Raw genomic sequence first — 19,630 nt, 5'->3', positions numbered from 1 at the left:
GCGATATTGAATTCGCTCTATCGCGAATAAATTATCGACCAAGAAAGTGTTTAGGCTTCAAGCAGCCAGCGATTGTATTTAAAGAAATGGCATTGGCTGCTTGATATTGACGAGTGTCGCACTTCGCAGTTGAATTCGGGATTCAATTAAATACACCCACGTGTCTTATACTCAGCTGCCCATTCCTTGAACTGTTTTTCATCGCGTTCCATATTTTTGGCATCAATAGCGAGTCTATTCTTAGATTTAGGCTGCGGCTTTTCTTGATCAAAAGTAACACCAGATAAAGCATCTGCAAACATTTCAGGTTTAACATGGCTGTAATGCTGCTCAATCATGGCTGCACTTGTACCGCACTGACGCGCGATAACGTCCATGCTGGTTCCGGCTAGTAGCTGCCAAGTAATATAAGTGTGCCTCAGTGAATAAAGCGTTCTGGGTCCTCTGGGCGAATCTTTTAGTCCAGAACTTTGTAGTGCTTTCTCAAATGCTTTGCCCAGTTGTGGCGTAGCTTCACCGTTTGCCAGTAAGAATATTTTTTGGTTTGGCGTGCGCAACGGGAAACGCTCACGCAGTCGAATTAATGCGCCTATGACATCCCGCTTACAGACCACTTTTCGCGTACCTGTATACTTTGTGGTTTTGCCTTTGGTTACATTGATGAAGAATTGGGCCTTGGCACCCTGAGTTTTAATCTCTATATCTTTCCATGTAATATTCTCCATTTCCGTACCGGGCCTGATACCAGTATTAACAGCTATTTCGCAGTAGTCATAAAGTAGCTCTCGAATCTGTCTGGTTTTTTCACTGTGGGCGTTTCGTTCGCCTTCGTAGATTTCTTCAAGTACTGCTTCGTATTCTTCTTCTGAGAAAGCAGCACGGCGTGTACCGGCTTCACCTTTTGACGACAGCACTGGAACTTGAGCTGCTATCATCCATTTCTGTTCAATAGCTTCCTTGAATACAAGATTCAATGCCGAATTATGAGTTTGAAGAGTAGATGAAGCGGGCGGCTTACTCATTTTCCTTTTGCGCCATTCAACGAATTTCGTTATTGCTTCTTGGTCTATAGAAGTGACAAACGTGCGAGCGAAGTAGGGGATGTGATAGTTTTCTAATGCTCGAATATAGTCTTTGTAAGTGCGCTTCCCACCACCATGTTCAAGCTGCTCTTCGAGCTTTTCGATGACACGGTCAGCAACATCTTTAAACCGTTTGCTCTGTACGAGACTGTTGTTTTCATGTCTTATTTGATGGTCAAGAAAGATACGATGTGCCATTGCAATGGCCTCGTCCTTGTCTTTCTTCTTGGTTGACTTACACAACCATTTTTTATGATTTGTCAGTATAAAACGCGCATACCAACGTTCACTGTTATCCTGCTTGAAGATATACAGTTCGTCGTTTATGTCATGTCTTTCGATTAGCTTTGCCATGCTCATAGTAGATCATGAAATGCCAGCTTATGCAAAGAATTTGCAAAGAAAATAAAAAACTAACTAAAACAACCAATTAAAACATTGAAATACATTGAAAATCCGCGTGTCCCTGGTTCGATCCCGGGTCGAGGCACCATTATACAGAAACCCTGAACAGCGATGTTCGGGGTTTTTTGTTTCAGTTCAAGAAAAATGAAAGAGCATATCCCTGCCGGTAACCGTGAGTTGCGATCCCGGGTCGAGGCACCATCATACAGAAGCCCTGAACAGCAATGTTCGGGGTTTTTTGTTTCTGTTTAAGAAAAATGAAAGAGCATATCCCTGCCGGTAACCGTGAGTTGCGATCCCGAGTATGGATCAAAGTACCCACTTACTTGGCTTGAATAAATTAATTAGGCTCGAAAACTATTCAATAAGTCGAAAGGATATAATTGATGTTATATAGCACAGGAGGCCGGGTTAATGACGCAATCAACGCATTTGGTTGGGAAGCCGCAACCTTGGAATTTATCCATGATGATTACCGAGTAACCTTTTTGCAATGTGCCTGAAGGATTGCTGGTATGTATTGGCGACGACACCAATTTGCCTTCATCTACATTGCGTCTGGCTCGTGGTAACGTGGACATTGACCTGTCAACCAAAAAAATCCAAATTACGGATAGTGATGGTGTTGTGGCGATAGTGAGGGAGGCAACAGACAAGGAGGCGACAGCGACCTGGGCCTATATAGGTAACTATTCACCCGACGACCTCGCATTTATGAAAAAGCACGCTGATTATTTTTATACTGTCCAGGCCAATCAGAGCGAGTAATTATAATGTCTGCGGACTAAAAGCGGGTTTCTTCTGTTAAAACCAAAACTCACTCACGGGCCAGCGAACACAGTCGCTCGTTGATTTCATCCTCACACAATGGTTTTGACCAGTGATAACCCTGGCCGAATCCACATCCCATTTCGACTAAAAGTGCCAGTGTGGCTTTGTCTTCGATGCCTTCGGCAACGGTATGCATACCCAGGCTTGATGCCATGGTAATCATGGCCTGGACCAGAGGCACGTCGTTGTCGTCGCTGGTGAGAGGGTGGATAAACGAGCGATCAATTTTGAGCGTGCAGGCGTGAAAGCGGCGTAAATACGCCAGATTAGAGTACCCAGTGCCAAAATCATCAATTGCAATAGTTACACCTATATCGGTGAGATCTGAAAGCTGAGACAGAATATTGGTGGACTCATTAATAAACAGCGATTCGGTCAGTTCTAGCTCGAGCGCATCTGGAGGCAGATCAGCACGTCTTAACGCTTTTTCCACATTGTGTTTTAGCTTCCCGTCATTGAACTGCAGCGCCGATATGTTCACGGCAATACGCAGTTCGGGAAACCCGTTTTTACGTTGATTTGCGCAAAACGCACAGGCTTGTTGAATTACCCAATTACCGAGGACATTTATTATGCCTGCACTCTCGGCCAGTGGAATAAATTTATCTGGGCCAATCATACTGCCATCCGGTTGCGGCCAACGCAGCAGGGCCTCAACTGATACCACGTTGCCGGTTCGCAGGTCTATTATGGGCTGGTAATTCAGTGTAAACGCGTGAGTGTTAACCGCATTGCGCAATTTTTGAAGTAGTGTAAAGCGTTCTTCGCTGTGGGCATCCTGTTCAGGGGAGTAGTAGCTAAACGTATTGCGGCCATTGTTTTTGGCCTGATACATAGCAATATCGGCTTTGCGACAAAGTTCTTTGAAGTGCTCACCATCTCTGGGAGCAACAGCTACACCAATAGATGACGACACGATAATGCGATTTTGCTGAACGTCAAACTCCCTGGCGCATTCATTCAGTAATGTATTGATAAATCCATTCAGCGTGCCGTTATTCTGGCAATCACCGGAATAGGGGACAAGCACCAAAAACTCGTCGCCACCAAATCGGATTAAGTGCTGGCCGTCGGTGAGTAATTCACTTAATCGCTGGGCCAGTTCCTCCAGCAGAATATCGCCGGCAACATGGCCCAGTGCGTCATTCACCGGTTTGAAATTATCCAGATCTAGAAATAATACTGCCAGTTCAGTGTTGTTTTGTTTGCACTGGCTCAACAGGCGCTGAAACAGTAATTCACCATGTAAACGGTTAGGTAAGCGGGTTAACGGATCGTGATGCGCCAGATGCTGAATTTGCGCTCTGCTGAGCTCCACTTTCTCATTTTCTTCCTGTAGCGAGATCATGAGCTGTTTGATGTCGCGAACCAGTATATACACACTAAAGCCAGTAATAATAAAAATCACCTGTACAAAAATCAGGTGCTCCCAGCTTAATCGGGGAGTGCTGGGTACTACATAGCCCTCCAGATTAAGCCAAACCAGTACAGAGCACTGCACAATAGTGAGAGACAGCAGCGTGCTGAATAACCCCACTCCGCCCAAAATGGCCGCAAATATCAGCAAGCAGGGATAACCAATAATGGCAATATCAAACAACCCCGCGCCTACCAGGGCCAGCGCAAATAACATAGCCGACATAGAGCTGAGTAATACAAAGGAAGAGGCCTGGATTTTGTGTTTGTAGGCCAGCAAAAATGCAATCAGTAAAGATAAGAGTCCAACTGAGAATATGGTAAACGCAATCCCACGCGAGATAAGCACCGAAGCGAGTAAACCCACTGCGCTTACGCCGCAAATTTGTAATAACCGATGTCGGCGAACCTGCGCGAATGAGCTGGCAGAATTCAGCTCAACACCCGTGTCTACCTTATTGTTATTATTCATGTATGGGGCCTGTTTATGCTGTGTTGTCACTATAGCACCAAGTGGTAACCCTCTCTACACGAATTGGCATTGCTCTGCAGTGGCGGGTTACTGGTAGTTAAACGCTGGTCACTGTTCAAAGCAAATACTCATAACAGATTTAAAGTGTTACTGTTATACCAACTTTGCTGGTTACGGGGTATTCAGTATGGCTAAGTACGAACAATTGGCCGACAAGTTGGCTTCTCAAATCAAACAGGGCATCTGGCAGCCCGGTGAAAAGCTGCCTTCTCTTCGCAAACAATCGTCGCTTACCGGTTATAGCCTCATGACCGTGCTGCATGCCTACCAGTTACTGGAAAGCCAAGGGGTATTAAGTGCTGTGCAACGTTCGGGGTACCGGGTTGCCGACTCAGTTGAAGTTGCCAGTACCACGGGTGTTATGCAGTCGGCTGAATCGGTTAGCGTTAACGACTTTGTGTTTGATGTTCTACAAGCCTCGCGCGACCCTCACATGTTTAGCTTAGGTTTTGCTTATCCCGACCCGGCTTTGTATCCACGACACCAGCTTACCAAATCACTTACCGCCGCCGCTAAACAAACAACGGTTACCAGCGCATTGGACAACTTACCGCCTGGTAACCGGGAACTTCGCCAGTTAATTGCCCAACGATATGCTGCTCGGGGGCTGCATGTTTCACCCGATGAAATAGTCATTACGGCCGGAGCATTGGAAGCACTTAGCCTGAGTCTGCAGGTAGTCACCAAGCCCGGAGACTGGGTGTTAATTGAATCGCCGGCGTTCTACGGAGCGATGCAAGCCCTAGAGCGTTTGGGGCTGCGCGCTGTGAGTGTTGAGGTGACGCCCGATAAGGGGATCAATCTGGCAGCAGTAGAACGCGCCTTGCAGAATAAACCGGTACGAGCGTGCTGGCTGATGTCTAATTTTCAGAATCCAGTGGGTTACAGCATGACAGACTACACCCGGCAGGCACTCGCTGATCTGCTGGCAAAGTACCGTGTTGCACTCATTGAAGATGATGTATACGCGGAGTTGTATAGTAGCGGTCAGCCGCTATTACCTATTAAGCACTTTTGTAAAAACGGAAATAGTTTGTTGTGTTCATCATTTTCCAAATCCCTGGTAGCCGGCTTTCGCATTGGTTGGGTCGCAGCGGGAGAGCATGCAAAAGCAATTCAAAAACAGCAGTTAATGAGTACCATTTCTACCAGCGTGCCTATACAAATGGCGCTGGTGGATTATTTGGAAACCAGAAATTACGAGAAACATTTGCATCAGCTTCGCAGTGCTTTGAGACAGCGCAAAAAGGCAATGTATGAATATCTTAGAGGGCACTGGGGAAGTTTCGCTAAAGTGCATCATTCATCCGGGGGATATTTCCTGTGGGTTGAGTTTTCCCCGCAGGTGGATACGCTCGCTATTTACCATATGGCGCTGGCGTTGCACATTACACTTGCTCCTGGCAGGTTGTTTTCGTTGCATGGCGAGTACAGTCATTGTTTACGTATCAATGCGTCATTTGAACTCACGCCGGCCCGATTGCAACTGCTGAACAGGTTAACGCGTAAAATAATCCATTACTTAGAACAGATTTAGTTTATATCTGTTCTATGTTTTCCGATCCCATCTGTATCTTTTCTCTTTAATCTAACCTTCTACAATCCGCCCGACTAACAGCTACAGGGTGGCATACATACCAATGAGTTTACATATTCCCGATAACAGCGCGATTATCTTTAAAGTACCAGTGGCGCAAAGCAAGGTATATATCCGTGAACAGCAAGGGTACTTTCAACGTATCAGGCGCGGGTTAAATATGCTGTTAATGGCGCTATTCGTTGGTCTTCCCTGGATTTCCTGGCATGGCAAGCAAGCAATTTTGTTTGACGTAGGCGCCCAAACCCTTCGGGTGTTTTCCTGGGTGTTGTACCCACAGGATTTAATGATCTTTGTACTACTTTTTTCGCTTGCCGCATTTGTGCTGTTTTTTGTGACCAAGAAGTACGGCCGGATATGGTGCGGATTTACCTGCCCACAAACGGTTTGGACACTGATGTTCAACTGGGTTGAGCGGCGTATTGAAGGTTCGGCGAACCAAAGCCGGTTACTCGACAAACAGCCATGGAGCGCAAGAAAAGTAGCTGTAAAAGCGGCAAAACACCTTGTGTGGGGGCTTGCTGCAAGTGTTACTGCCTTGGTGTTTATGTCTTATTTTTATCCTGCCAGACAGCTGTATATTGATATGCTGACCTTGTCTGCTCCGTTACTGATACCCGGATGGGTGGCTTTTTTTGCACTCTGCACGTATGTCAACGCTGGCTGGATAAGAGATAAAATGTGCCAGCACATGTGTCCATACGCGCGCTTTCAGTCGGTAATGTTTGATGCCAGCACTAAGCTGGTCACTTACGATCATCAACGCGGCGAAAGCAGAGGGCCAAGAAAACGCGGCAGTAACAATTTTGCATTAGGCGATTGCGTGGATTGTTCCTTATGTGTGCAGGTTTGTCCGGTGGGTATCGATATTCGCAACGGCCTGCAATATGAATGCATAAACTGCGGATTGTGTGTTGATGCTTGCAATCAGGTCATGAACAAATTCCATTATGCGCCTGATCTGATTAGCTTTACTGCGCTAAAGCCAGTGAAATCTTGGAACATTGCACTGTTGTTGTATGGGGCTGCAATTGCGGTGATGCTGCTTGGTATGTGGGCATGGGCCGCAACCAGAATGGATTTTGAAATCAACATTGCCCGGGATCGCCAACAACTGTACAGAGAGCATTACTCAGGAGATATTGAAAACTCGTTTCGCATAAACGTGCTGAATAAATCTGAGCGCACAACAACCTATCATTTGTCTCTTCTTGGGCTGGAGTCTGCGCGGATATCTGACACGGTTATTGAAGCCGTGAAGCCGGGTGAAAAACGCGAAGTGGCAATCACTGTTTCAACCAATGTTACAACGGAGGGGAGTCGCCAGCATTTTGACTGGATTATTTCCAATCAGAATGATGGTACGACCACACAAAAAGAAGGGGTATTTATTTATCCGGATGGCGATAAATAATTATTTGCTTTTCAATTGGTTGAAATTGTCCTTTGGTTGTTTTGAAGGCTATTTCTCTTACACTTTAGTTAAACTTGCGTGTTTTGAATTGCAAATCAAAAATTCTGTGTAACACTTTGATTAACCAACTCGTGCCTGCAGCTAAGGGGCGACAACATGACTGATTTCAGTCAATACAAAGTACGCGTTAAATTTTCTTTCCCTCTGGTGGTGATATCAGCACTGTTTTTAACCGTAGCCACTATCAGTGGCATTGCGCTGTCGAATTTATCATCGGAAGCCCGGGATATTTCGACGCGTTATATGAATTCGGTGAGTTTAACCCTGAACGCAGACCGAGATCTGTATCAGGCCTACACGGCGCTGCAAGACATGATTGTTACTGCCAGCCAGGGGTCGCTTAGTATTTCCTCTCAAATCAGTGATTTTGAAGAAAACGCAAAGCAAGCATTGGATCGAATGAACCAGGCTAAACCTGTAATTGAAGATGATCCGGCGGTATCGAGGCAAATCGCATCGTTCAAATCCGACTTCGATGCTTGGTATGCCTCTTCCAAGCGTTTGGTTGGATTGGTGCAAGCCAATAAAGTAAGCGAAGCGGTTGCGCTGCGAGATGCAGAAGTGGCAAGTAGTTTTAGCCAACTGCGAAGCCATTACGATGTGCTTGGAGAAGCGGTAAAAAACAAAGCTGACGCGCTGACAGCAAGTATGAGTGACGACGCAGCGTTTTATCAAACCATCCTGGCTGTGGCCACGGTGTTTACGTTATTCATATGTGTTGGCTCGATGGTGTATGGCCCCCGATTGATTACCGATCGGCTGGATAACCTGATTGTAGTCATGCGTGACATCAGTCAAGGGGATGGTGATTTACGCAGTCGTTTGGACGCTAAAGGTAAGGATGAACTGGCTGAGATCGCCAGGGCGTTTAATTTGTTTATGCAAAACCTGCAGCAATTAATTCAACTGGTGCAGGAAGACTCAACCAGTCTGAATCAGGCGGCATCGAAGTTAAAGCAATCGTCTACAACAGTGTCTGATGTGTTCCATCAGCAAAACGAAAACCTCAATCAAATTGCAACAGCGGTAAACCAGTTAAGTCATGCCGTAAACGACAATGCCGGAAACAGCCAGCAAGCGTCTGAAAATATGAAAGTGGCTTCAGAAGTCAGCCTGACCTCTAAACGCGTTGTAAGTGATTCGGTTAAAAATGTACAGAATCTTTCAGACTCCATTTCAAACGCCAAGGGCGTGATCAGCAGCCTGGCAAAAGAGTCGCAAAATATTATTGCCGTGTTAGATGTAATACGTGGTATTGCTGAGCAAACCAACTTACTGGCACTCAACGCAGCCATTGAAGCAGCGCGCGCCGGTGAGCAGGGTCGAGGCTTTGCGGTGGTCGCCGACGAGGTACGAACGCTGGCTAGCAGAACGCAACAATCTACGCAAAATATTAACGAAATGCTTGGCCGCTTAGAGCACAGTGTGAATGATGCGGTTAACGCCATTGAGCGCGGCTCGAATGAGGTAGAATCAGTAGTCACCGTATCGAGTCAGTTGGTCAGCGCGTTTGATCAGGTGAGCCAGGCAGTAAACCAGGCCAATGAAATTATTTATCAGATTGCCACAGCCTCAGACGAACAACGTCAGGTAGTGGGTGAAATCAATGCCAATGTGTCTTCGTTGCACGCATTAGGCCAGCAGAACCTCAAAACAGTGGAAAGCAGCGGTAAAATCTCAGACAGCGTAAACGATACAGTTCAGCGACTGAATCAGAAGATTGGCCGGTTTAAAACCTGATGTGCCACGCCTTTTCACTTTGAACGCACACTTTTCTTCAGGATACCAATATGAACCCATTGAATTCTTTTCGCAGCCGGGAAACCGGCTGTGACAGACGCAGTGCAGCTGCTAAGCGCTTGGCTGGTGCAGCGCTGGCGTCATTGCTTCTCAGTACTTCGGTTACCGTTAACGCTGCCGAGAGCCCTAAATATGAGTGGTCTGGCGAATGGAACCTGCGTTTTGAAAATCTGGTTAACCCGCTGTTTCCGACAACGTCCCCCTCATTTCATCAGCACAACCAGCGGCTGTCTTCCAAATTTGAGTTAAAAGGCAGTGTAACCTGGTCGAATATTCAGTTGGTGGGTGCATTTGCTGATTCCAGAGTCTATCTGGATAATGACGATCCAACTCTGGGACGTTCTCAGGTGAACACGTTGGAGCCTGTTCAATTCAATGTAGGCTGGTTAGGCGATGGCGACAGCAGTAGCGCAGAACTTCGGATGACCAAAACCAGTGTCGGCCGGTTTGTATTGGACCACGGTAGCCGGCGGTTATTAGGTAGTGGGTACTTCCGCAATGCACTCAATTCCTTCGACGGACTCATTACCGACTGGCACTGGCGCGACTGGTCGGTAAGGGGCTTTTATTTGCACCCGGTATCGCGATTGCCATCAGATGCCGCCAGTGTTGATAATAACGACAGGGCTTTTGATAAGACTGAATCGGAGCGGTTGTTCTACGGTTTATATGCGGAGTCTGACGACAAAACCTGGCATTTACAAAGCTATTGGTTAAATGAAGACGATAGTCAGGAGCTGCGCACACGTAACCGCCAGCTATTAACCGTTAGTGCGCAATATACCAGTCCTAAAGGCAGTGAATGGCTAACTGATGTGGAGTTAGCGTTGCAAACAGGAACACAACGTCAAACAACGTCTAACAGTGATTTAAAAGATCTTGATCACCAAGCGTGGTTGCTCTACGCCTCCTTAGGAAAAATGATCGACTCAAAAACGTCACTCAGCGCTGTGTTGGATTGGATAAGTGGTGATAACAACAGTACCGATAACAAAAGTAACGGCTTTGACGGGCTTTACGGGGTAAGACGATTCGACTATGGCCCCACCGAAGTGTATCGCTCATTCCCTCGCCAGAACTTATTGGGTATTGGAGCACGCATGGTGAGTAAATTTACCGGTAAAGACAATTTGATGTTGCATTACCGCGCTTTCTGGTACCAAAAAACACCTACCGGTAGTGATAGCTTTTTGGGGCACCAGTTAGAAATGCGCTGGCGCCATCAAATCACCAAACCTCTGCGCCTGGAATTTGGCAGTGCCTACATGTTTAAAGGCGATGCTTTGGCTCAGGGTAATTATCCGGACGACACCGCTTATGTGTATTCAGGATTCCGTTTGCAGTTTTAAGCGCCGGATCCCAAAGCCACTGCGCGTTGCCAATGCGGCCCAAAGCAAAGAAAACAGCGGGCCGCCAAGGCAAAAAAGCGCCCAGGGCAAATAGTCGATGGTTGCCACGCCCAGCGTGGTAGCCATAAACAGCCCTGATACTGTCCACGGAAGCAGTGGATCCAGCAAGGTGACCGAATCTTCAATACTGCGGGATAAGTTCACGTTGGCCAGATTGTGCTTCGTGTAGGCAGGCTGATACAGGTTACCGATGATCAAGCTGCTTACTCCGCCGTGACTGGTAAGTGACAGCAAGGTAACACCACTTACTAAGGTACTGGCGACCAAGCTGAACGTGCCTTTTACTGCTTTTAACATACTTTGAATGATGACATTTAGCGCACCGGTTGCTTGCATGGCACCAGCCAGTAAAAATGCCGCAATGATTACCACCAGAGTACCAACCATTGAATAAAGCCCGCCACGCACTACCAGCTTTACAAATGCAGTATTAGTTGTGGCGTCATGTTGCTGGGAAGCCGGTAGCATATCCAGTGTAAAACCATGCAAATAGGCATTAACGGCATCGGCAACACTAAACGGTTGCAGACCTACTGCCAGAAGAAGCGCCAGTAGGGTAGACAGCGTAATCCCCACCACCGGAGGCCATTTTTTCACAATGGCAACCATGATCAGTAGCGGCGGGAGCATTTGCCACCACGCGGGTAAAAACACGTGTTCAATCATTATTTGCATGGCTTGGGTGGCGTGTTGCGCATTAATTGAATCACTTGCCTGATTGGCTGGGATAACAGCGAAAACCACCAAGGCGATCATAAACGACGGAAGGGCGGTGTAGATCATGTGCCGAATATGCTCGTATAAGTCGGCCTTAGCCGCAATGGCGCTAATATTGGTGGAATCAGAAAGTGGCGACATCTTATCGCCAAAATACGCGCCAGAAATTACTGCGCCCGCGGTAATCGGTAAGGACGCATCCATTACCGTTGCCAGCCCCATGAGTGCAACACCAATTGTGCCCGCCGATGCCCACGACGAACCGGTGAACAGGCTCATTACCGACGCAGCGATAAAGGCCGAAACATAAATAAACTGCAGGTCGATTAGTGCGATGCCCAGCCATACAAATAAGGGAATGGTGCCGCTTAGCATCCAACTGCCAATCAGCCCGCCAATAGACAGTAATATGAGGACAACCGGGAATACGTCAGCAAATTTATCTACCGCAGCCTTCTCCATAGACTGCCATTTAATCCCACGTGCATAACCAATCAAACCGGCAACGACTGCGGAAAGTAATATGGCTACCACAACAAGGTTACCACCCAGCTCTGTAAACAACGCGCCTCCAATGAACACGCACAGCAGTGTGAAAAGCGGCAGCACAGCTATCCACAAGGGCATTAATCTATTTACAGCATTACTGTGCATGGATAAGCGCCTGTTGCAGATCTTGAATGAGGGTATCCACTGACTCCAATCCCACCGACAGTCGGATCAAGCCCTGGGGCAAACCCGAGGCGGCTAATGCCTGTGCGTTGTCTGGACGTTGTGGCGAAATAGCCAGGCTTTCAAACCCACCCCAGCTTACCCCCATTCTGAAGTGCTGAAGCGCATTGAGTACGGTTACCACTGTGTTGTAGTCGGCCTTTTTTAGGCTGAAGCTGAAGAGCCCGGTGTATCCCAGCATCTGGTTGTCAGGCACAGATGGAGCCGGATTCATGGCGGGGTGAAATACGCAGTCTACGGCTGCGTGGCCTTCTAAATATCGCGCTACGGCCAGACCATTCGCTTCGTGCTGCGCAAGCCTTACCGGCAGGGTACGCAAACCGCGCTCAATTAAATAAGCATCCATGGGACCAATGGCGGCCCCGTTTAATAAAAAGGTTTTAAAGAATATCTCTTTTAACAAGGCTGCCCGGGTAATGAGGGCGCCGGCTACTACGTCGCTGTGGCCCCCAATGTACTTGGTAAGTGAGTGCGCCACGATATCCACACCCATCGTAATGGGTTTTTGTAGTAGTGGGGTGGCCCAGGTGTTATCAATACCGGTAAGAATACCTCTTGCCTTTGCAACGGCGACCAGTGCTTTGATATCCAGTTGAGTAAAGGTCATGGTGCCAGGGCTTTCAAACCAAATCAGCTTGGTATTGGGCTGAATAGCGAGTTCAGCTTCGGTTACATTGCCTGATGGCACACACGTAAAGCTAACACCGAAGCGCGCAAGTTGGGTGGCAAGTTGAATGGTTGGCCCGTACACCTGATTGACAAACAGAATATGATCGCCCTGGCTCACCACAGCGCTAATTGCCGCACTAATTGCCCCCATACCCGATGCAAACAACTTACAGGCTTCGCCCTGCTCCAGCGCTGCCAGCTTTTGCTCTACGCTGGTCATTGACGGATTTCGGCCCCGGCTGTATACCGGCGTGGTAAATTCGTTGGCTAACCCATTCGCCAAATCTTCAAAACGATTAAACGAGAACAGTGAGGTTTGGTGAATTGGCGTGGAAATGGGCTGGCTGCCCGTTGGGGCTTCAGCCGTTATGTTTTTTTGATGGCCGCAGCAAATATCTAAATCCTGAGAGGATAGTTTCATGTTCAGTCGTCGCGCTATGTATTTTGGTTGTTTTTTGTCACCTTAGCGCGAACATCGAGTGAATGGCAATGCTGAAAAAAAGAATGGGGTGAATCAAAGGTCAACAGCCCTAATAAAAAAGCCGATGAAACTGACGTGACATCGGCTTTTGCACTAATCCGCATGATGATTAGCCAGGCCTTTCGGCCTGAGTTACTGTTGAGTGTTGCTTTTTATTTTTGTGACGCGATCCAATCGTCTACCATGCGCTCCAATATATTCAGAGGTACTGCACCATTGCCCAGAATAACATCGTGGAAGGCGCGAATATCAAACTTGTCGCCCAGTGCTGCTTCCGCTTTAGCGCGAAGGTCCAGAATTTTCAGCATACCGATTTTGTAGGAGGTAGCCTGTCCTGGCCATACAATATAGCGGCGTACTTCTGCCAGAATTTGTCCTTCAGATACCGGTGAGTTATCGCGGAAGTACTGAATAGCTTGTTCTTCGGTCCAGCCTTTTGAGTGAATGCCGGTATCAACAACTAAACGAATTGCACGCCACATCTCGGAGACCAACCGGCCAAATTCAGAAGTCGGGTTTTGATAACCCCCCATTTCTTTGGCAACGGTTTCAGCATATAACGCCCAGCCTTCCACATAGCTGTTAAAGAACGAAGTGGTGCGGAATCTTGGTACGCCTTCCAGTTCCTGTGCAATCGAGATCTGCATGTGGTGACCGGGATTGCCTTCGTGATATGCAATGGCTTCCATTTCATTTTTGGGCATGGAAGTCATGTCCAGCAGGTGCGCGTAGTAGGTACCCGGCGTGCTGCCGTCTGGCGAACCCGGGAAGTAATGCTGAGGCGCACCGGCTTGTTCGCGATACGGTTCAACGCGTTTTACTACCAGATCAGCTTTAGGCAGGATGCCGAAAAATTCGGGCAATTTCGCTTTGATGTTGTCTAAGTACACGGTGGTATCGTCGATGTAACCCTGGCGACCTTCGTCGGTGTTGGGGTAATAAAAACGCTCATCCGTTACGTCAGACTTAATGTAAGTGAAGAATTCACTCAGTGTGCCGTCGAAGCCCACTTCGTTTTTCACCTTCTCCATTTCTGCCAGCAAACGCGCTACTTCGCTTAAGCCAATATTGTGAATTTCATCGGCAGTTAAATCGGTAGTGGTACGCATAAACAGCATGGCGTTATAGAACGCCTTGCCGTCTGGCAGGGCCCAAGCCCCTTTTGCATCACGAGGGATATTGGGTAAGTCGTTCTCAAACCAGGTGATCAGTTTACCGTATGCGGGTAGTACACTGTTCAGCAAGGCTTGCTTAGCCTGTTCGGTATAGTCGGCAGCTTGTTCTTCATCAATTGCACCACTTTCCTGCAGTGCTGCAATCTTCTTTTTCGCGTCGGCAAACAGTGCAGAATCGGTGTCGCTGTCGGCATCAAATGGCTGGCCGGAAATCACTTTCTTGCTTTGGTCAATTACGCCTTCGTAAGCAAAGTAAGGCGCTTTTACGCCTTCATCGGCATTAATCGCTACCTGCGTGGTAAGCTGCTCAACGGCTCTGCCTACACCATTCAAACGCGAGATATAGGCGTCCATGTCGCTGCTTTCTTCCACTTTGTGGTAGTTGATTAGCAGCGTAGGCAACATGGATTGCGCGCCGTTCATTTGCGTAAGCACGTAGCCGCGGCGGCTGAATGGCTGCATAACTTTGGCCACGTCGTACTGATACACCCACAGGTCATAGGAAATCTTGGCCGACTCATCCAGTTTGCTGTAGTCGAAGTTGCTCTTTAATTCTTCAACCGAAGCGGCTTGCCAGGCCAGCACTTTTTCTTGCGCTTGTTCCGACATGTCGTCGATTTGGTCGTACAAATCCTTGCGACCCAAACGGGTCATCATTAGTGGAGAAAACTGCAATTGTTCCTCGTATTTGGCATCAAACCAGGCATTCAGTCGCTCTGATTCACTTTGCTGTTGTTGCTCAGCTGCGGTGGGGGCCGCAGTGCCCGCATTTGGAGCAGGGGCCTCGGAGCAGGCTGTAATGGCCAGCGCGAGCGTGCTTAAAAGAAATAGTCGTTTCATTGTTATTGTTCCCTGGTTCGGTGCTTATAGTTATTACTACAGTAAACCGCGAGGCTTACTGAGATTCAAATTTTAAATGTTACCTGTTATGTCTGATTTATCGCGCCGCCGTAAACGCCTGAATACGTTTTAACCCTTCATGCAGGATCTGTTCAGACGTTGCATAAGACAAGCGAACATAGCGGTCGGCGTCACTGTTGCCAAAATCATTACCCGGTGTAAGCGCTACGCCCGTTTCACTCAGCAATTGTTCACAGAATGTCATGGCGGTTAAACCGGTGCTGCTCACATCGATATACACATAGAATGCGCCAGAAGGCGCAACGGGCACGCAAAGTCCGGCCTTTTCCAACCCGGCCAGTACGATATTGCGTCGGGTGAGTAATGATTGTCTTCGCGCTTCACATAGCGCTAACGTGTCGGGTGTAAAGCAAGCAAGGGCTGCCAACTGCGCTGGGGTAGAAGGGCAGATATACAGGTTTTGAGCCAATCGTTCGATTACTTCAACCATGTCCTCCGGCACGACCATCCAGCCTAAACGCCAACCTGTCATACCGAAGAACTTTGAAAAACTGTTGATCACAATGGCGCCATCATCCACCGCGAGCACACTTTTTGCGGGTCCTGGAGCGTGATCGCTTAAATCCAGGTAGATTTCGTCGATTATCCGCCAGGCGTTTCGCGCTTTGGCAAACGCGCACATCTTGTCCAGCTCATCCAGTGTTACCGCCGTGCCGGTTGGATTGGAAGGCGTAGCAATCATCAGAGCTTTAGTGTTGGCATTCCAGTTATCCGAAACCAGCTTGCTATTTAACTGAAACTGACTGCTCGCGCCCGTGGGTACCAAATTAACGTCGCCACCAAAGGTTTTTACAAACTGGCGGTTACACGGATAAGACGGATCACCCATTAACACTTCGTCACCGGGATTAATCAGTGCAGCACAGGTTAACAACAGCGCCGCCGAGGCGCCTGCTGTTACCACCACCCGATTGGGGTTAAGACGAATCTGATGCTGCGTGTAATAAAACTCAGCTATGGCTTCTCGCAGTCGCCTGTCGCCCAATGCGCCAGTGTAAGGCAGGTTATTGTTGGCTACCGCTTGTTGCATAGCTTGTTGCACGGCCGGTGGGGCGCCGAAATCGGGCTCACCAATATTGAGTCGAATAACAGAACGACCCTGACTTTCTAATGCTGTGGCCTTTTCTCCAAATGCCATAGCAAAAAACGGGGCGATAGCATTCGCCCTGTTGGAATATTGCATGTGTACTTACTCAAATAATGATTACGGCTATTTCAGCCAACCGGCTTTAGTGCCGCGCTTGCTGACCATCACCAGAATAATCGCTATCACTACTACCAGGGAAGGCAGGATCACAACACTGGGCCCTAATAAAGCAATAGAATCAATAATGACAAAGTTATAAAACTGCTGAACCAAAACGCCAACCAGGGAAATAACTAATAAGGGAAATGCCAGCTTTTTACCCAAAGCCAGCATTAAAGTGCCAAGCAAGCCGCCAAATACGGCCAGAGCGTAAGCAACATAAGACCAGAGAGGAATGTTGTTATAGGCTTCTTGTTGCGCTTCTGGCAACAACGCAATCATTTCTGGTGTTAACAGTAGCTGGCTTACAAATGCCATCACCCCCAACGCATTCCAAACCACCATGATCCACGCAAAAATTTTTGTGCCTGTCGTCATTTTTGTCATTGTTTTTATTCCTGTGAACGAAGTGTGCTAACACGCTCACTATACGAATAAACCCGAGTAATTCGCAAAGACTTATTGGGAATATGTCTGAGTCTGTAGCAATGGAGAGTAACGTGTCGCACTGTTTATACTTTTGGTTAATATTGGTGCGTTGTGTGATTTGTGTTCACCACAGCTGTGCATAGTTAAAAAACGCAATGAAAACAAAATGTAAAGATTTTGTATCTTATAGAAAGTATACGATATTAAATATGTAGATCGCCGATGTGCGTGGTTTATTCATCCCAAAACGGGGGGGTAGTGGAAACGATTGGTACAGACCTTGATTCATTTCTGGCATTACCGCCCAAGGAAGTCGCGGCTTACAACAAACAGGGTTCTCCCCGGACTATGACTGAGACCTGAATAAATTATGATGAAGCAAGCAAAAACCAAATCGTTTTCGTTAACTGTATTGGCTGGTGTTATTGGTCAGCTTTTATTATCTGTGCAAGCAAATGCGCAATCTACCGATACTGAAGCGTCCACGGCTGAAGAGAAAATTGTGGTAGTTGGGCGACGTGTTTCGCAAACTGACGTCGCTATCGGTACCGATGAAGCAACCAATACCATTGCCGTAACGCGAGAAGAATTGCTATCTGCGCCTTCTGGTATTTCCGGGCTGAAAATGCTGGAAAGTCTGCCAGGATTCAACGTGCAAACCGATGGCGCACTAGGGCTTTATGAATTTGGTAACTCCGTACAGGTGAGGGCCTTTCAGTTAAGTCAGATGGGGTTTGTACTGGATGGCATTCCGATGGGGCGTTCTGACGCCTTTGGTGGCAGTCCAATTTTCCGCTATGTAGATAACGAAAACCTGGGGTCAGTGGTGGCATCACCCGGTGCGGGCGATGTATCGGAACCCAGTTATTCTTCACTCGGCCCAATAGCGTCCTATAACACAGTGAAGCCATCTAAAGAAATGGGCGGCATGGTTGCGGTTACCTTGGGTGATTTTGACCTGCAGCGTACTTTTGTAAAACTGGAAACGGGTGACATTAATGGCTTCCGTGCTTACGTTAGCCGTTCAAAAACCGACAGTGATCTGTGGCGTGGACCTGGCACAATTGACCGTGAACATATCGAGGCCAAAGCCCTGTATGAGTTTGGTGATAGCTATATTCAGGCGACCATGGTGTCGAACGACTTCTTTGATTACGACTCTCCTTCAGCTTCGGCCGCTACGTTTGCCAGCAATTATTATTACGGATATCAAAGTACGATTCCGGAAGGGTGTATTGACGCTAAAGAAGGTGTCTACGATTTTAATGGCGACAGTACGATAGATGACAGTGATTTCACTCCTGTTTTCACCGGCTCAAACTGTACATCCTATTATGAAGACCGCATAAATATTCGGGATGACAAACTCTACTCGCTGGGTTTTGGTACTTACCTGTCAGAAGATATCCAATTAACCGCTACAGCATATTACGAAGATAAAGACGGCTACGGTGTATCACCAGACGGCTATGCAAACTCATTAGCTATTTACCAGGATCAGGCTGCTGCCGGACTGAACGTTGTACATCCGCGCGGTGTGCAATATGGGTTATCAAACGTTGGTGGCGAGCGCGAGGGATTAGTTGCCGGGTTAAGCTGGCATCTGGGCGATCATAAAGTGGAGTTTGGTGGCTGGGTAGAGCAAGACACCTATAACCGTACACAGGCCCGCTTGAACAAAACTGGTGGCAGCGCCGATGGTGATGTTATTTGGGACGAAGTGGTGTATTACCGCAGAGATTACACTGCGGTGCGTGATACTACTCAATTGTACCTGAAGGACACTATTAGCCTGTTGGATGATGATCTGATTTTGGAAGTGGGTATGAAATCACTTTCAATTGATTACTCTTTGGATGGCTATCGCGATTACGAAGATTACGAGATCGATGGTGAAGAAGGGTACGGACCACAGCATGTTGAAGCTGAATACACCAATAACTTCCTGCCTATGGTTGGGGCCGTTTACCGCTTAAACGATACGGATCAGTTATTTGCCTCAATCGCTCAGAATTATGCCTTACCTGCGGGCACTGATGACATTTTTGACAACGCCATTGGTTTTGCCGCAGACGCACCTAAGGGTGAAGAGTCGGATAACATTGAGTTTGGTTACCGTACCAACCGCGAAAATTACAACGGTGCAGTAGCCGTGTTTTACACTCGATTCGACAATCGCTTGATTGCCAGCAGTGTATTGAACCCCGCAACTGGCCAGCCAGAAACGTTTTATGTCAACGCAGGGGCATCGAAGGCCTACGGTATTGAATTCAGCGGTGTATTCCAGCCAGCGATGTTCGAGCGCGAACTGTATTTCAATGCCAACGTGTCCTATAAGAAAGCGACACTGGTGGACGGATTCGGTAGCAACCCGGCAGGCAGTCAGTTGCCAGACAGCCCGGAATGGCTTGCAACAGGTGGCGTAACTTACGAGCCGACTGAATGGCTGGTGGCTAACTTCTCTGCAAAATATACCGATACCCGTTTTACCGACTTCAACGAAACATATGAGCTGAAGAGCTACGTGGTCACTCAGGCGTATGTGGATATTGGCGGACCAAACAGTTTTGGTATGCCAGAAAACATGCGTTTGCGTTTTAACATCGACAACGTATTTGACAAGCAGGTGATGTCGTTTGGCTTCACAGGCTCTTCATTTGGCCGCCCGTTAAGTCCGCGTACTTTCCAGGCAACGTTGACGGTAGATTTTTAAC

Annotated in this window: 13 protein-coding genes and 1 pseudogene; 7 read left to right on the top strand and 7 right to left on the bottom strand. The window is 47.7% G+C overall.

Annotated elements, in window-relative coordinates; translation table 11 throughout:
* Nucleotides 1–104: pseudogene (locus tag ACLR2L_RS07550) on the top strand (IS30 family transposase); the annotation flags it as partial.
* A 42-nt stretch (nucleotides 105–146) separates the two neighbouring features.
* Here the strand turns inward: ACLR2L_RS07550 and ACLR2L_RS07545 are convergent.
* Nucleotides 147–1,436 (bottom strand): tyrosine-type recombinase/integrase, encoded by a 1,290-nt coding sequence (locus ACLR2L_RS07545; protein WP_413367046.1) that lies wholly within the window; start codon nucleotides 1,434–1,436, stop codon nucleotides 147–149.
* 546 nt (nucleotides 1,437–1,982) lie between these two features.
* On the opposite strand from ACLR2L_RS07545, the gene ACLR2L_RS07540 reads away from it, so the two are divergent.
* Nucleotides 1,983–2,255 carry a hypothetical protein gene (locus ACLR2L_RS07540; RefSeq protein ID WP_413367043.1) on the top strand — a complete coding sequence of 91 codons (273 nt, stop codon included), beginning with the start codon at nucleotides 1,983–1,985 and terminating at the stop codon, nucleotides 2,253–2,255.
* Nucleotides 2,256–2,304: 49 nt separating this feature from the next.
* On the opposite strand, the gene ACLR2L_RS07535 is transcribed toward ACLR2L_RS07540, so the two are convergent.
* Nucleotides 2,305–4,206, bottom strand: coding sequence for a putative bifunctional diguanylate cyclase/phosphodiesterase (locus ACLR2L_RS07535; RefSeq protein WP_413367040.1), 1,902 nt, complete (start codon nucleotides 4,204–4,206; stop codon nucleotides 2,305–2,307).
* Nucleotides 4,207–4,393: 187 nt separating this feature from the next.
* Here ACLR2L_RS07535 and ACLR2L_RS07530 point away from each other — a divergent pair, with 187 nt between their 5' ends.
* The 4 genes from ACLR2L_RS07530 to ACLR2L_RS07515 all read left to right on the top strand — a co-directional run bounded on the left by ACLR2L_RS07530 (nucleotide 4,394) and on the right by ACLR2L_RS07515 (nucleotide 10,486).
* Complete coding sequence (locus ACLR2L_RS07530) at nucleotides 4,394–5,803, top strand: PLP-dependent aminotransferase family protein (protein WP_413367038.1); 1,410 nt, start codon at nucleotides 4,394–4,396, stop codon at nucleotides 5,801–5,803.
* 103 nt (nucleotides 5,804–5,906) lie between these two features.
* On the top strand, nucleotides 5,907–7,277 hold the full coding sequence (gene ccoG, locus ACLR2L_RS07525) for a cytochrome c oxidase accessory protein CcoG (protein WP_413367036.1): 1,371 nt from the start codon (nucleotides 5,907–5,909) through the stop codon (nucleotides 7,275–7,277).
* A gap of 156 nt (nucleotides 7,278–7,433) precedes the next feature.
* Nucleotides 7,434–9,077 carry a methyl-accepting chemotaxis protein gene (locus tag ACLR2L_RS07520; protein ID WP_413367034.1) on the top strand — a complete coding sequence of 548 codons (1,644 nt, stop codon included), beginning with the start codon at nucleotides 7,434–7,436 and terminating at the stop codon, nucleotides 9,075–9,077.
* Nucleotides 9,078–9,127: 50 nt separating this feature from the next.
* The gene (locus tag ACLR2L_RS07515; RefSeq protein ID WP_413367032.1) at nucleotides 9,128–10,486 is read left to right on the top strand and encodes an alginate export family protein; all 1,359 of its coding nucleotides are present in this window, start codon (nucleotides 9,128–9,130) and stop codon (nucleotides 10,484–10,486) included.
* Here the strand turns inward: ACLR2L_RS07515 and nhaC are convergent.
* From nhaC to ACLR2L_RS07490, 5 genes are all read right to left on the bottom strand, one after another.
* Nucleotides 10,463–11,917, bottom strand: a complete 1,455-nt coding sequence (gene nhaC, locus ACLR2L_RS07510; protein WP_413367030.1) for a Na+/H+ antiporter NhaC — start codon at nucleotides 11,915–11,917, stop codon at nucleotides 10,463–10,465. The genes ACLR2L_RS07515 and nhaC overlap by 24 nt on opposite strands.
* The gene (locus ACLR2L_RS07505; RefSeq protein WP_413367028.1) at nucleotides 11,907–13,085 is read right to left on the bottom strand and encodes a trans-sulfuration enzyme family protein; all 1,179 of its coding nucleotides are present in this window, start codon (nucleotides 13,083–13,085) and stop codon (nucleotides 11,907–11,909) included. Before ACLR2L_RS07505 ends, nhaC begins: the two co-directional genes overlap by 11 nt.
* 212 nt (nucleotides 13,086–13,297) lie before the next feature.
* Complete coding sequence (locus ACLR2L_RS07500) at nucleotides 13,298–15,160, bottom strand: DUF885 domain-containing protein (RefSeq protein ID WP_413367026.1); 1,863 nt, start codon at nucleotides 15,158–15,160, stop codon at nucleotides 13,298–13,300.
* Between the two features lie 97 nt (nucleotides 15,161–15,257).
* On the bottom strand, nucleotides 15,258–16,424 hold the full coding sequence (locus ACLR2L_RS07495; protein ID WP_413367024.1) for an aminotransferase class I/II-fold pyridoxal phosphate-dependent enzyme: 1,167 nt from the start codon (nucleotides 16,422–16,424) through the stop codon (nucleotides 15,258–15,260).
* Between the two features lie 27 nt (nucleotides 16,425–16,451).
* Entirely contained in the window at nucleotides 16,452–16,874 is a 423-nt protein-coding gene (locus ACLR2L_RS07490) for a hypothetical protein (protein ID WP_413367022.1), read from the bottom strand.
* A 412-nt stretch (nucleotides 16,875–17,286) separates the two neighbouring features.
* On the opposite strand from ACLR2L_RS07490, the gene ACLR2L_RS07485 reads away from it, so the two are divergent.
* Nucleotides 17,287–19,629, top strand: coding sequence for a TonB-dependent receptor (locus ACLR2L_RS07485; RefSeq protein WP_413367020.1), 2,343 nt, complete (start codon nucleotides 17,287–17,289; stop codon nucleotides 19,627–19,629).
* Nucleotide 19,630: the final 1 nt, after the last annotated feature.

Origin of the sequence: Alteromonas sp. AMM-1 (genome assembly GCF_047290655.1) — a bacterium.
In the GTDB taxonomy this organism is placed as follows: domain Bacteria; phylum Pseudomonadota; class Gammaproteobacteria; order Enterobacterales; family Alteromonadaceae; genus Alteromonas; species Alteromonas mangrovi.
Note: the sequence above shows the minus strand (reverse complement) of the source record. Positions and strands in the feature narration are given on the sequence as shown.

Coding starts and splice junctions, on each gene's coding strand:
- nhaC (WP_413367030.1), bottom strand. CDS start 11,917: ATGCACAGTAATGCTGTAAATAGATTAATGCCCTTGTGGATAGCTGTG.
- ACLR2L_RS07545 (WP_413367046.1), bottom strand. CDS start 1,436: ATGGCAAAGCTAATCGAAAGACATGACATAAACGACGAACTGTATATC.
- ACLR2L_RS07535 (WP_413367040.1), bottom strand. CDS start 4,206: ATGAATAATAACAATAAGGTAGACACGGGTGTTGAGCTGAATTCTGCC.
- ACLR2L_RS07505 (WP_413367028.1), bottom strand. CDS start 13,085: ATGAAACTATCCTCTCAGGATTTAGATATTTGCTGCGGCCATCAAAAA.
- ACLR2L_RS07520 (WP_413367034.1), top strand. CDS start 7,434: ATGACTGATTTCAGTCAATACAAAGTACGCGTTAAATTTTCTTTCCCT.
- ACLR2L_RS07485 (WP_413367020.1), top strand. CDS start 17,287: ATGATGAAGCAAGCAAAAACCAAATCGTTTTCGTTAACTGTATTGGCT.
- ACLR2L_RS07515 (WP_413367032.1), top strand. CDS start 9,128: ATGAACCCATTGAATTCTTTTCGCAGCCGGGAAACCGGCTGTGACAGA.
- ccoG (WP_413367036.1), top strand. CDS start 5,907: ATGAGTTTACATATTCCCGATAACAGCGCGATTATCTTTAAAGTACCA.
- ACLR2L_RS07530 (WP_413367038.1), top strand. CDS start 4,394: ATGGCTAAGTACGAACAATTGGCCGACAAGTTGGCTTCTCAAATCAAA.
- ACLR2L_RS07495 (WP_413367024.1), bottom strand. CDS start 16,424: ATGCAATATTCCAACAGGGCGAATGCTATCGCCCCGTTTTTTGCTATG.
- ACLR2L_RS07500 (WP_413367026.1), bottom strand. CDS start 15,160: ATGAAACGACTATTTCTTTTAAGCACGCTCGCGCTGGCCATTACAGCC.
- ACLR2L_RS07490 (WP_413367022.1), bottom strand. CDS start 16,874: ATGACAAAAATGACGACAGGCACAAAAATTTTTGCGTGGATCATGGTG.